Below are 13,091 nucleotides of genomic sequence, written 5' to 3'. Positions count from 1 at the left end.
TAATTTTATATATTTATATTTATTAAAATTAATTAAAATTATATTTTAAATGTGAATTTTCATTAATTCTTTTATAATAATTATCAATATTCGACTACATAAACAATTTCTTTTCACCATATTTTTTTAACTATACTATTAAATTTATCTGCAATTATTATTGCCGTTTTATCAAAGTTCCCTCTATTTTTTACCATGAAATCTGTAAAGTATTGATAATTCTCTTCTCTTTCAGCCTTCATTTTGATTAATGTATCTATACCTCCTCTTGAAAGAGGTCGATTTCTAGTTGATAATTTATCTAAATCTCTATCAACTCTAAAGATTATCGAATTTTTCTTTAGATGGTGATAGTTTTCAAATAATTTTACAACTCCACCACTGGTAGATATAATTTTATTTGTCAATCTCCCAAGTTTTTCAACTACCAAGGATTCTTTCTCTCTAAATTTATCCTCAGATTCATATCTTAAATATTGTGATGGTGTAATTCCATATTCATAATAGAATTCTCTATCTAGGTCTACATGTTCTTTTTTTAGGATCTTTGACAATTTTTTGCCTATAGTTGTTTTTCCAGCTCCCGGCATTCCGACTAAAACTATATTTAATTTTGATTTCAAAAATTCTTCAAGTATATTTTCAAAAGCTTCGTCACTATATCTTTGCTTAGTCAATATTTCTATGCTCTTTTTTTCTTGATACAACAACTTGTATAATCCATTGTGATAATTTACTCTTTTTCCCTTAAATAGTATGAATAATTTCGAAAATAATGGATTAGAATTTAAGTCTATAACTTCTTTAACATTGTTGAAGCCTGAAATATTAAAATTATTTATGTTATCAAAGTTTGCAATATTTATAATAATCTCAGCATCAGTTTTAATATTTTCCGTGATATTTTTTATTTCGAAATTTGTACTTTTTAAGGATTTTAATACATACTCTAATGTATTTGTAGGTTTATCATCGGTCAATATTATTACTTTTTTATCTTCTAAATTGACATTATGTTTTTCAAGCGCTTTTATAATTCCAAAATATTCAGTATTAAATCCATAAAGCTTTTGTTTGTACTCTTGAACTAAATTTATCTCCCCTATTTTTCTAGCTTGATCTGTCATATTAGTTAAATCTTTTAGTATAGACTGTGTATATGGATACCCCACATTCATTCCACTGAAATTTTTGTATTCTAAAACTCTCTGTAATTCTTCCCTTTCCAAATCAAAAATAAGATAATATTCATTCATGAATTTCTTATAAATAAAGGAAATAAAATCATCGTCTCCTAGATTACCAATCTGTGAATATTTAATTTTTTTTGGTTTTTTTATTTTTCTATACATAAATCCCCTAAAAAAATATCCCTAATATAGTGAGCACTACACTAGAGATAAATTTGTTTAATGATCGTATTTAACTAGTGAAATTGTTTCATATTCACTAAATAATTCTTTTCCTTTTAAATCTTCTAATTCTATTAAAAACGAAACTGCTACAACTTCAGCTCCTAAATCTTCAATAAGCTTAATGGCTGCTTTTGCAGTCCCTCCTGTCGCTAATAGGTCATCTACTAATAAAACTTTATCTCCTTTTTTCAAAGCGTCTGCATTCATTTCAATTGTATTTGATCCATACTCCAAATCATAATCTTCAGATACAATTTCACCTGGCAATTTACCTGGTTTTCTAATTGGAATAAAGCCTTTATTCAACTTATATGCTAGTGGCATAGCAACTATAAACCCTCTCGCTTCAAGCCCTGCTATATAATCAAACTCTAAGTGCGAAATAGATTTTTCCATTTCATCAACCATTAACCTAATACCCTCTCCACTATTTATTAATGTTGTAATATCCTTAAAGCTTATTCCTTCTTTTGGAAATCCTTCAATCACTCTTATTCTCAATCTTAAGTCCATCTTATTATCTCCTTTAACCTATTTTCTTTCCATTAAATATTTTATAATATATTTTCTCATTCTACAAGTTACTAATCAATTTTAATTCTATTATATGTGGACGATTAAAAATTCTAAATGCCAATGGAAAATTATTTCCCAATCCCCTAGAGTTTATCATTGTAGTGTTTTTATCCTTAAAAACACCTCCAGTAAAACGAGCCAAAACACCTTGTCCAGATGCATATAATCCTCTATTAAAGATTTTTACTTGCCCACCATGTGAATGACCAGAAAAGACCAAATTAACTTCATGTTTAGCATATATTTCAAAATATTCAGGTCTATGCGACAATAGAATATTATATTTGTTTTTATTAATCAACTTGGATAATTCTTTATCAATAATAGAATTATAATCTTTTTTTATTTTAGTATTTATATTTTCATATTCACTGGGATCTTCCAATCCTATCAAATTTAAGTTTTCTATCTCTACATTGTCATTTTCTAATATTTTAGTACCAGCCGATATCAATTTATCTCTTAAAATATTATATTGTTCAGAGCCTTTTTCATGATTTCCTGTTGAAAAATATACTTTGTTAGGATATTTTTCGACTAAAAAGTAAATAAGTTCCATAGCTGATTCTATATTTGGATATCTTCTATCTATAAAATCTCCTGTAATAAAGATAAAATCATAATTATTTACTATCAATTTTTTTAATTTTTTCTGATTTGTGCCAAAATTATAATTGTGCAAGTCAGAAATATGTAATATTCTTAACTCTCTCGAAACGCTATCTTTTAATATCATTTTTTCTAAATACGGATTTTTATTCTCCCATATTTCATAACAAAAAAATAATATTAAAATTACTAAGATAAATAAGTATACCATTTAATAATACCTCAATCTATTTCAATCCCTATAGATAACACTAACGCTTCATTCACTTTTTTCATATTTTTTTCATTCAGCCTTCCTACTTTATCTCTAAGTCTTTTTTTATCAATAGTTCTGATTTGTTCTAAAAGAACTACAGAATTTTTAGGTAACTTAATTTCACTTGTAATTTTAGCGTGTGTAGGTAAATCTGCTTTATTAGTTTGAGATGTTATAGCTGCAGCTATAACGGTAGGACTATATTTGTTTCCTACATTATTTTGTATAATTACAACTGGTCTTACTCCACCTTGTTCAGAACCAACAACCGGACTTAAATCTGCGTAAAATACATCTCCTCTTTTTACATTCAAACTACACCTCTCATCTTAAATATACTCTCTTTACCCTATCTGAAATTGAAGTCATTATTTCATAGGAAATAGTTTCAGCCCATTTTCCGATATTATCGGCACTTAAACTTTCCTTTCCACTTTCTCCAATTAAAACTACCTCATCATGTAATTTGACATCTATTCCTGTAATATCAATCATAAATTGATCCATAGTTATATTTCCAATAATATTGGCTTTGTTTCCATTAACTAGCACATATCCTCTGTTGGATATTATTCTTTTATACCCGTCAGCATAACCACATGAAACTGTTGCTATTTGCATATTATCCTTTGCGACGAATGTCCTACTATATGAAACATATTCTCCTCTTGAAATCTCTTTTATATTAGAAACTTTTGAAACCCACTTGAAAGTTTGTCTTAAATTAATGTTGTATTTATTTTCTATAAATATAGATGGAAAATATCCGTACATTGAGATTCCTGATCTAATAGCATCGGAGTTTACGTCATACGCTATTCTTGCTGCATCATTAGATAAATGCTTAGTCCAATTTTTAGAAATATCTCCCAATAAATTAATCATTTTCCAAAATAAATTAGCTTGCAGATTAGTGTATTCTCTATTTTCCTCATCAGCACTTGAAAAATGAGTATATATACCTTCAATTTTTATGTTTTTAAATTTGCTTATTTTTTTTATTTCATTAAAGCTTCTCTCAAAACAATCATTGTTAGTCTGAAATCCTAATCTGTTATGTCCTGTTTCAAGCTTTATATGACTTCTAATTTTACTACCAGATAAATTAAGTTCTTTAGCAATTTTAAAATTATATATAGTTACTATCAAATTATATTTTTCTATGTATTTGTAATTTTCGGGGCAAATATATCCTAAAATTAATATATCTTTTTTTATTTCATTTTCTCTAAGTTGAATAGCCTCATTTATATTGGCCACACAAAACATATCGACATCTTTTTCTATATACTTAGAAATTTCTATAAATCCTAGTCCGTAGGCATTAGCTTTTACAACTGCATAAAATTTTTTACCCTCAACTTTTAATAAATCGATATTATGTTTAATTTTTGTTAAATCTACTAATAGTTTATTTGCATCTTTTAGCATATACTCTCCATATTCTTATTTATGAAAGCATTGAAATAGCTATCGCATAGTCACCATCATGACTTATACTAATTGATACATTACTTATTTTTTTATCCTCCATTATTTTTTTAATCTTATCTAAACTAGTATTTATGTACGGCGCTCTTTTTTCATCATACAAAATTTCAATATCCTTAAATCCTAATTCTTCAGAAATTCCAACTCTAAAAGATTTTGAAACAGCTTCTTTGCATGCGATAATACCAGCAATATGTTTGTTGCGATTAAATCTATCTTGAAGATATTTTTGTTCATTGATAGTAAATATTTTATTGAAGAAATTTTTCTTTTCTTTTAATTTATCTATTCTATCAACTTTAATCAGATCAATTCCTACCATTTTTCCCACTTTCATATCTTATAATTATATACCCATATTAAAAAATTGTAAATTAAGCATATAAAAAGGACTGTTACCACAGTCCTTTGTTAATATTACCTATTAAGACCACCTAATAAATCCCTAGCTTTATTAGCCATTCCTCCAACTATATCTTTTCCTAGAAATTCTCTAATCTCATCATTGACTGTACTTTTAGGTACTCCAAATTTTTCTTCAATTATTAAGCTTAATTTTTCAGGTGTTTCTTTAATACTTCTTATTTCGTCACCTGTTAACTCTCCAAATCTATCTTGAACAAAAGGGATAATTTTATCTATATTTTCTCTAGTTAATTCCAACATATTTCCTCCTTTATATTTAATTTTAGTATTTATTTAAATATACCCAAAATGTATCTTATAAAACTAAACTTTCAGTTTCTTCTCTCCATTATATACTTCATCAATTATTGCTGAACCTATACACAATTCACCGTCATAAAATACAGCTGATTGACCAGGTGTTACTGATTTTATATGTTTATAACTCACCTCTACCTTATCGTCTTTTAAGAACTTAACTTTAACTGGAATGTCTTTTTGTCTATATCTAAACTTAGCGACACATTCAAAATCTTCCTTTTTGAAGTCCTTTAATAATGTTGAAAATTTAGAAGCAATTAATCTATTTGAATATAGATGTTCATTTTCCGAACCTTGACATACAAGCAATTGATTTTTCGTTAAGTCTTTACCACAGACAAACCAAGCTTCTCCATCTCCTCCTATTCCAAGTCCTTTTCTTTGACCAATTGTATGATACATTAATCCTTCGTGTTTTCCCATTATTTTACCTGATTCAATATCTATCATTTGTCCAGGTTTTGCAGGTAAATAATTTGAAAGAAATTCATTAAAATTTCTCTCTCCTATAAAACAAATTCCTGTTGAATCTTTTTTAGTTGCAGTTACTAAATTATATTTTTTAGCAATTTCTCTTACTTCTGATTTCTTTAATTCTCCAATAGGAAATAAAACGTCTTTAATTTGTTCTTGACTTAATTGTGAAAGAAAATATGTTTGATCCTTGTTATCATCAATACCTCTGAGCATTTTAACATATCCATCTTTATATCTCTTAATTCTTGCATAATGTCCTGTAGCTAAAAAATCAGCTCCCAATTCTTTTGCAAAATTTAAAAAGGCTTTGAATTTTATTTCTTTATTGCACATTATATCAGGATTTGGTGTTCTTCCTTTTTTATACTCATCTAAAAAATATTTAAAAACATTATTATAATATTCCTCTTCAAAATTTATAGAATAATAAGGAATATCTAATTCGTTACATACTTCTACAGCGTCCTTAAAATCTTCTTCAGCAGTACAAAATCCATTTTCATCAGTTTCGTCCCAATTTTTCATAAAAACACCGATAACATCATATCCTTGCTCTTTTAGGAGAGCCGCTGCTACAGATGAATCAACTCCACCACTAACCCCTACAACAACTCTTATTTTACTATTTTCTTTTTTATTCATGTTTTATCTCTTTCTATCTCTATATATTTCGTGTAATATAGCTGCTAAATCATCTATTTGAGTAAAAGTATTTTTAAAACCAAAGCTAAAACGAACAGAATTGCTCGCTCTTTCCTTGCTATACATATTTTCAATAACATAGCTTGGTTCTAAAGATCCAGAATTGCATGCTAATCCCGCAGAGACATATATATCTTTTAAATCCAATTTAGCTATTAATAAATTAGACTTTATAAATGGAAAATATATATTAATTATATGATTTACTGATTTTTTAATATCACCATTAATTTCAAAGTCTATTCCTTGAATTTTTTCTATAAAATATTTTTTTAAATTAAAAATGTATTCTCTTTCTGAATTGATTTCTTTTATGGAATACGCCATTGATAAAGCTCCCATAACATTTGAAGTTCCAGCTCTAAAGCCTCTCTCTTGGTTTCCACCAAATATAAATGGACTTAGTTTTTGTCTGGTATATAGAACCCCAAAACTATTTAAACCACCAATTTTATGTCCAGATAAACTCAAAGAATCACAATTTAATTGATTTACATCCAAATCTAAATGTCCATATGCTTGAACAGCATCTACATGAAACCAGATATTTTTATCTCTTAGATATTCACCTATCTCTTTTACTGGTTGTATAATACCCGTTTCATTATTTACATACATAATAGAAACAAACTTTGTATTTTCATCTATTTTTTGATAAAACTCATCTAGAGAAACTTGACCATTTTTTTTAGAATTTAATAATACAATCTCTGAGTTAGTAGCTTTTAATCCCTCTAAAATTGATTTATGTTCTATTTTTGAGCTTATTATTTTTACAGACTTATCATTAAAATTTGATAAGACTAAATTATTAGATTCACTTGCACCACTTGTAAAAATAATATCTTTTGATTTAGCACCTATACTTTCAGCTATAATTTTTCTAGCTTTTTCTAAATTTTTTAATGAATTTCTTCCCATAGTATGCATACTGCTAGGATTTCCGTCGTTTTCCTCAATATTATTTAATAAATCTGTTAAAATTTTTTTTCGTTTTATCGATGTTGCCGCATAATCAAAATACATAATTTTTCCTTCCTCATTTAAATTATACTAGAAAAAATAAATGTTGTGAATAGTTTATATTTTAACTTAAGATAAATATGATTAAACACCATATATAACATAGTATTTTCTATTCATATTATTTATTTATACTTTTATACATCTTTGTATCTTATATTACTATATAAGATATACTTCGTTTATTCTTATAATATACATCATTTGCTAGGTAATAATAGATAAGTAACAAAAACTTTTTTCAATAAAAAGGCTATCTAGTAATGTAAGTTTAACGACAAACTAATTTTCAGAAAGGAATGCTTCCTATAAAAACTAGTATAACGAAAGAAATTAACTTTTTTAATATTATTAAATAAGATAAAAAAATATATTACTCTAATTGGACGAGAATGATTTAAAAGTTTTGTCTAATTCTGAACAGAGAACTTATATGTATAGAAATATGTAAAGAAATCTGAAAGATCAAAAGACTATCCTTAAGAATAGTCTTTTATTTTTTATTTATTTTTTATTTATTTTTTTTCAAATCTTTTTTCTTTTTTTTGTAAAATTATTATTCATATATAAAATAGTTTAATAATATAAAACAAATTATTGAAATAATAAAACCATCAAAAATAGGACTTATTAATAAATAATCTAATTTCTGATATATTTTAATAAAACTCGGAATAATCAATATTCCAGATAAAGTTAATAAATAAATTCCACTATTTTTTTTATACTTAGAATCCCTATTAAAAACCATTGAACATACAAATAATACTAAAAGTGAAATTGTACTCTTAAATGCAAAATCTAATTTATTCAATAGAAAATATGAAAAAATTATTAAAGAATATATTAAAGAATATGTTGTTTTTTTCATCATTTAACTCTTTCTATAATATTAAAAACTTTTGGATATTCTCCTTTTAGATTTTCATATATACATTGTTTGATAGCCTTTATTTTTCCTGTTTCTAGCAAATATAAATTTTCTGCCCAATATTTATTTTGAGCATTCACAAAAGATACAACTTATATAATCCAAATATATTTTGTCTTCAGCAAGATTCTTTGACATTGTAGTAGTGATAATCCTATCTTCATCCTCATATAGAGTTACTTCAACTTCTGCTATATCGTTACTTGCTAATGATGTAGCTGGAAATATGACATTGCTAGTTAATATAATATCTAAGAATAAACTAAAAATTTTCAATATTTTTTTATCTTTATTTTCCTTCTAAATTTTTTTGTTAAAAATATTATAGATTTTTTATTTAACAATGTCAACGTTTTCTTTACCCTTTACAAAAATATTCATTATTTATAGAAAACAGGTATGCTCTTTTGAGAATATTATTAGTTGGTTTTCTTATCTTATACTTTTGATAATCTTAGAGCTTATTCTTATAATACACATCATTTATTATTGACTTGTACTGTTATTTACTTTATAATAAATAAATAAATGTCAATGATTTGTTTTTATTATATAATTTAATTTTATAAAAAATCGAGAATAGAGAAAGGACTTTCAATATGAAAAATATCATCGGAATTATCGGAACAAATTCTGAAAATTCGACTAATCGTAGATTATTACAATTTATTCAAAAACATTTTAGTGAAGAAATTAATGTTGAATTATTAGAGATTAAAGATATCCCCCTATTTAATAAACCTTCAGACAAAAATATTCCTGATATAGTTAAAAACGTATCAGATAAAATAAAAGAAGCTGATGGTGTAATTATTAGCACTCCAGAATATGATCATTCAATTACTGCTTCACTAAGTAACGCTCTTGCATGGTTATCTTACGGTATTTATCCTTTTGTTGATAAACCTGTAATGATTACCGGTGCATCTTATGGTACATTAGGATCTTCACGTGCTCAACAACATCTTCGTCAAATTTTAGATTCACCAGAATTAAAAGCTCGTATTATGCCAAGTTCAGAATTTTTATTAGGACATTCACTTGAAGCTTTTGATGATAATGGAAATCTTAAAGACGAAAAATTAATATCAAAATTAGAAAATCTCATTAAAGATTTCTTACAATTTATTGAAATCATGAAAAAACTTTCTAATTCTTATCAGGAAAATAAACGTGAAGCTGAAAATTTTAATTGGGAAAATATTTAACAAAAATAAAGGAGAATTATTATGTTAAAAATAGTAGGTTTAATAGGATCAAACGCTGATTGTTCGTATAATAGACTATTACTTAAATATATAAAAAAAAAGATTTGGGGCACTTTTTAGATTTGAATTACTCGAAATAAAAGATATACCAATTTTTAATCAATCTGATGATCAAACAAATTCTAATGAAATTCAATATTTAGCAGAGCGTATCTCAAGTGCAGATGGTGTAATTATAGCTACTCCAGAACATAATCGTACAATACAACCTGCATTAAAAAGTGTAATAGAACACTTATCTTTTAAAGTTCACCCTTTTGAAGAAAAACCAGTAATGGTAATAGGTGCTTCATACTATGATCAGGGTACATCTAGATCACAATTACATTTAAGACAAATTCTTGAGGCTCCTGGTGTTGGCGCTCACGTAATGCCGGGAAATGAATTTTTACTAGGGAAAGTAAAAGAGGCATTTGATGATAATGAAAATCTTAAAGATCAATCAACTATAGATTATTTAAGACTTTGTCTTGATAAATTTGTTAAATTTATCAAAGTTAATAAATCAATGAAGAAAAAATCTAACTTACCAAAAGAAGATTTATGGGCTACCTCTTCTATTGAAACAACTATTGACGGTGTTGACAAATCAGATCCTGAATGGGTTGAAAAAGCTGCAAAACTAGTTGGGGCTGCAGAAGGAAATGATTATGTCAAATTAGATAGAGGAATTCTTACAGTAAATCAGTTGAATATGTTTTTACGTTCAATGCCTATGGAACTTACATACGCCGATGATAACAATCAGTTCCTATATTATAATCGTGTACTTATGGGAGACGATATGCTAGCTTCTCGTTATGAGCATCAAGTTGGTTTCTCTTTAGCTGAATGCCACCCTGAAAGAGCTCGTAAAGGTGCAGAAGCAGTTATTCAACAGATGCGTGCAGGTAATACTGATATTATTCGTATCCCTATTACACATCATGGTCCTGATAAATATGTAGTACATAATTATCAAGCTATGTATTATGATAATGGTGACTATGCAGGTATAAATGAGTATATACTCGATTTTAAACCAATCGTTGATTTTTACTTAGAAAAAACTGGCCAAAAATTAGTTCAAACCTCAGATGCTACAACTGGTGCAAGTAGTTCTAATAACTCTACAGATGCCACAACTGGTGCAAGTAGTTCTGATAACTCTACAGATGCTACAACTAGTGCAAGTAGTTCTGATAACTCTACAGATGCTACGACTGGTGCAAGCGAGAAATAAACATTAAATATTAATTAATAAAAAATGGTACTGTAATATTCTATTAAAAATATTACAGTACCATTTTAACTTTTTGAATTCATTATTCTTAAGTTTTTATAGTAAGTTTTTAGTTCCTTTCACTAAAATTATATTTTTAGTCAAAAGCTTAAATACAAAAGATATAACAACAGACTCTATACCTAAAGTTTCGATTTTAGCAATATGTTCTCCAAACTTTATAGTATCTTTATTTTCTTTTAGTAGGGGTTCAAAAACAACTTTTATACAATTTTCTAAACTCTTTGCAAGTATATTATAAGCTGAAGGAATATCCATAAGCTTATTTTGAAGATTTACACCGTCAACTATATCTTGTATAGTAATTACTTGCTTAAAAATACAAATTACAATAATTCTAGCTATTTGTTCTTTACTGTATTTTCGACCTTTAGGTGCAGGTATCATTTTCCACTTAACATAATTTTGTATCATACTTTTTGTTAATATATCTTCATCTGTAAAAATTGGATTAAACTTTTCCTCAAAATATTCAATAATTTCTGAGCTGAATATATTATTTGGTAATTCTTCCCATTTTGGGCACTTAAATTCATATATTTGCTTTAATTTATCATTCATTTATATTATTCCTATAATAAAAAATTAGTAATCTCCATCTAATCTGTCTTTTAAAGAATCAAACTCGTAATCATCATCATAATTTTCTTCATAATTTTCTACAAGATACGCATCCTCATCAATATATGATTTATTTTCATCCAGATTTTTTTCATCATCTTCATCAAATTCTTCTTCAATAAAATAATCTTCTTCATCAAATTCTTCTTCATCAAAAGGGTCGTGATTATATTCATCTTCGTCAATATCTAACTCATTTTCTAATAAATCATAGTCAAATTCTTCAAGTTCTTCTAATTCAAAATCTTCTTCTAAATTAATATCTTCTAAATCAATATCTTCTAAATCAATATCTTCTAAATCAATATCTTCTAAATCAATGTCTTCTAAATCAATGTCTTCTAAATCAATGTCTTCTAAATCAATATCTTCTAAATCAATATCTTCTAAATCAATATCTTCTAAATCAATATCTTCTAAATTGAAATTTTTATCTTTTAAGATATACAATTTTTTTTTCACTTATACCTCCCATAATTTCCTATAAATATATTATATAAAAAAACACAAAAAATATACAGAGTAAATTATATATTTAATCAAAATATTGGTATTTTCAGTACAAATAAATATAATAAAAAAAAATTGACATTTGCTTTTTATTATTATATACTTATAAAGGTTGACGGAGTGTGGCTCAGCTTGGTAGAGCACTCGGTTTGGGACCGAGGGGTCGAAGGTTCGAATCCTTTCACTCCGACCATGTATTTTTAAACGATTACAATGAATTATATTACATTACATTTGTGTATATTTCAACGTAGTCGTTTTTTTAGATTTTAATATTAATACATTGATTTACATTATTTTTTCTCAAATTTTTCTCAAATTTAATTAATTAAGTCGGTCGAACCTAAATATAGCCACCCTTTTTTCTTCTTCAGTAGTTTCTACATTTTCTCTTAATTCTTCTGGCATATTTTTCTCCTTTTCTTGTTTTGAGTCATGTCTGACTATATTCTCTTGCACAGTTTTAAGCCTTAAGCATGTTTTGGGCATAAAAAAAGCAAGGTCTTATCCTTGCTTAAAGGTCATAAGGTAGCGAAATTCCTTGTTGACTTTATTTATTTTTAATTATTATATAAATACACGATCCTATTAAAGCTAATACGTAAAGTATAAAAGGTCTAAATATTATTAACCATGATAAATTGATATATCCTAATAGTTTTAACTTTGTTAATATTGTAACCATTAATTACCTTTCTTTATACTAAAAAAGCACTCTATTAAGAGTGCTTAATTTATCCTTTTTTTCTTCTATTTTGTAGCTAATTCTTCAATGGCATTTGTTAACACTTTTGAAAAGTTTAAATTTTTTCTGTTCCCATAATCATTTGCCCATTGTGGAATTGATAATGTTTTTTTTATCAACTTATTATAATCTAAATAACTTTCAACATCTACAAAAACCATAGATATAAACGAATCTTTAGAAGTATAATAATTTTTCAATTCATCATCATCCTTAAATGGATTATCATTATCTAATGATAAATCATTTATCCTACTGGCTTTTGGAAAATCTTCACCTTCTTCTAATTTGTCAGATAAAGTAATCCCTAACCAATCGCTAGCCATAAACATAGCATCTGAAATGTCATCTCCCTGTGTTCCAGGACTATCAAAATCTGGGAAATGAATAAAATATCCTCCTGCAGGATCTTTGTAAAATAATGCTGGATAACTTGATAACATACATACCTCCAATTAG

Annotated in this window: 17 protein-coding genes and 1 tRNA gene; 3 read left to right on the top strand and 15 right to left on the bottom strand. The window is 26.5% G+C overall.

The features are described 5' to 3' along the window. Window positions 1-113 precede the first annotated feature (113 nt). The 11 genes from AC4KN9_RS02005 to AC4KN9_RS01955 all read right to left on the bottom strand — a co-directional run bounded on the left by AC4KN9_RS02005 (window position 114) and on the right by AC4KN9_RS01955 (window position 8,482). Complete coding sequence (locus AC4KN9_RS02005) at window positions 114-1,352, bottom strand: shikimate kinase (RefSeq protein ID WP_491016999.1); 1,239 nt, start codon at window positions 1,350-1,352, stop codon at window positions 114-116. A gap of 57 nt (window positions 1,353-1,409) precedes the next feature. Then, window positions 1,410-1,928, bottom strand: coding sequence for an adenine phosphoribosyltransferase (locus tag AC4KN9_RS02000; RefSeq protein WP_491016998.1), 519 nt, complete (start codon window positions 1,926-1,928; stop codon window positions 1,410-1,412). Between the two features lie 61 nt (window positions 1,929-1,989). After that, a complete protein-coding gene (locus tag AC4KN9_RS01995; RefSeq protein ID WP_491016997.1) occupies window positions 1,990-2,811 on the bottom strand; it encodes a metallophosphoesterase in 822 nt (273 codons plus the stop codon). Window positions 2,812-2,822: 11 nt separating this feature from the next. Beyond that, window positions 2,823-3,170, bottom strand: coding sequence for a type II toxin-antitoxin system PemK/MazF family toxin (locus AC4KN9_RS01990; protein ID WP_491016996.1), 348 nt, complete (start codon window positions 3,168-3,170; stop codon window positions 2,823-2,825). A gap of 10 nt (window positions 3,171-3,180) precedes the next feature. Beyond that, on the bottom strand, window positions 3,181-4,287 hold the full coding sequence (gene alr, locus AC4KN9_RS01985) for an alanine racemase (RefSeq protein WP_491016995.1): 1,107 nt from the start codon (window positions 4,285-4,287) through the stop codon (window positions 3,181-3,183). A gap of 19 nt (window positions 4,288-4,306) precedes the next feature. Further along, complete coding sequence (gene acpS, locus AC4KN9_RS01980; RefSeq protein ID WP_491016994.1) at window positions 4,307-4,669, bottom strand: holo-ACP synthase; 363 nt, start codon at window positions 4,667-4,669, stop codon at window positions 4,307-4,309. A 95-nt stretch (window positions 4,670-4,764) separates the two neighbouring features. Next, complete coding sequence (locus AC4KN9_RS01975) at window positions 4,765-5,013, bottom strand: hypothetical protein (RefSeq protein ID WP_491016993.1); 249 nt, start codon at window positions 5,011-5,013, stop codon at window positions 4,765-4,767. 63 nt (window positions 5,014-5,076) lie between these two features. Continuing rightward, window positions 5,077-6,192, bottom strand: coding sequence for a tRNA 2-thiouridine(34) synthase MnmA (gene mnmA / locus AC4KN9_RS01970; RefSeq protein WP_491016992.1), 1,116 nt, complete (start codon window positions 6,190-6,192; stop codon window positions 5,077-5,079). 3 nt (window positions 6,193-6,195) lie between these two features. Beyond that, complete coding sequence (locus AC4KN9_RS01965) at window positions 6,196-7,281, bottom strand: cysteine desulfurase family protein (RefSeq protein WP_491017923.1); 1,086 nt, start codon at window positions 7,279-7,281, stop codon at window positions 6,196-6,198. A 550-nt stretch (window positions 7,282-7,831) separates the two neighbouring features. Then, the gene (locus AC4KN9_RS01960) at window positions 7,832-8,146 is read right to left on the bottom strand and encodes a hypothetical protein (RefSeq protein WP_491016991.1); all 315 of its coding nucleotides are present in this window, start codon (window positions 8,144-8,146) and stop codon (window positions 7,832-7,834) included. A 123-nt stretch (window positions 8,147-8,269) separates the two neighbouring features. Next, window positions 8,270-8,482, bottom strand: a complete 213-nt coding sequence (locus AC4KN9_RS01955; protein WP_491016990.1) for a hypothetical protein — start codon at window positions 8,480-8,482, stop codon at window positions 8,270-8,272. A gap of 323 nt (window positions 8,483-8,805) precedes the next feature. On the opposite strand from AC4KN9_RS01955, the gene AC4KN9_RS01950 reads away from it, so the two are divergent. Then, window positions 8,806-9,414 carry an NADPH-dependent FMN reductase gene (locus AC4KN9_RS01950; RefSeq protein WP_491016989.1) on the top strand — a complete coding sequence of 203 codons (609 nt, stop codon included), beginning with the start codon at window positions 8,806-8,808 and terminating at the stop codon, window positions 9,412-9,414. A gap of 136 nt (window positions 9,415-9,550) precedes the next feature. After that, window positions 9,551-10,696: a PAS domain-containing protein gene (locus AC4KN9_RS01945; protein ID WP_491017922.1), complete on the top strand. Its 1,146-nt coding sequence runs from the start codon at window positions 9,551-9,553 to the stop codon at window positions 10,694-10,696. Between the two features lie 96 nt (window positions 10,697-10,792). Here the strand turns inward: AC4KN9_RS01945 and AC4KN9_RS01940 are convergent, their stop codons facing one another. Together AC4KN9_RS01940 and AC4KN9_RS01935 are read right to left on the bottom strand one after the other, a co-directional pair. Then, entirely contained in the window at window positions 10,793-11,317 is a 525-nt protein-coding gene (locus tag AC4KN9_RS01940) for a DUF1836 domain-containing protein (RefSeq protein WP_491016988.1), read from the bottom strand. Window positions 11,318-11,341: 24 nt separating this feature from the next. Further along, window positions 11,342-11,839 (bottom strand): pentapeptide repeat-containing protein, encoded by a 498-nt coding sequence (locus AC4KN9_RS01935; protein WP_491016987.1) that lies wholly within the window; start codon window positions 11,837-11,839, stop codon window positions 11,342-11,344. Window positions 11,840-12,003: 164 nt separating this feature from the next. On the opposite strand from AC4KN9_RS01935, the gene AC4KN9_RS01930 reads away from it, so the two are divergent. Beyond that, window positions 12,004-12,080: transfer RNA gene (locus tag AC4KN9_RS01930), tRNA-Pro, on the top strand. A 131-nt stretch (window positions 12,081-12,211) separates the two neighbouring features. On the opposite strand, the gene AC4KN9_RS01925 is transcribed toward AC4KN9_RS01930, so the two are convergent. Continuing rightward, window positions 12,212-12,376, bottom strand: a complete 165-nt coding sequence (locus AC4KN9_RS01925; RefSeq protein ID WP_491016986.1) for a hypothetical protein — start codon at window positions 12,374-12,376, stop codon at window positions 12,212-12,214. Between the two features lie 261 nt (window positions 12,377-12,637). Then, the gene (locus AC4KN9_RS01920) at window positions 12,638-13,075 is read right to left on the bottom strand and encodes a type II toxin-antitoxin system HicB family antitoxin (protein ID WP_491016985.1); all 438 of its coding nucleotides are present in this window, start codon (window positions 13,073-13,075) and stop codon (window positions 12,638-12,640) included. Window positions 13,076-13,091 lie beyond the last annotated feature (16 nt).

The organism is Helcococcus sp. SA-HE-C1 (assembly GCF_985670335.1).
The sequence above is the reverse complement of the archived record's forward strand: the minus strand, read 5'-3'. Positions and strand labels throughout refer to the sequence as shown.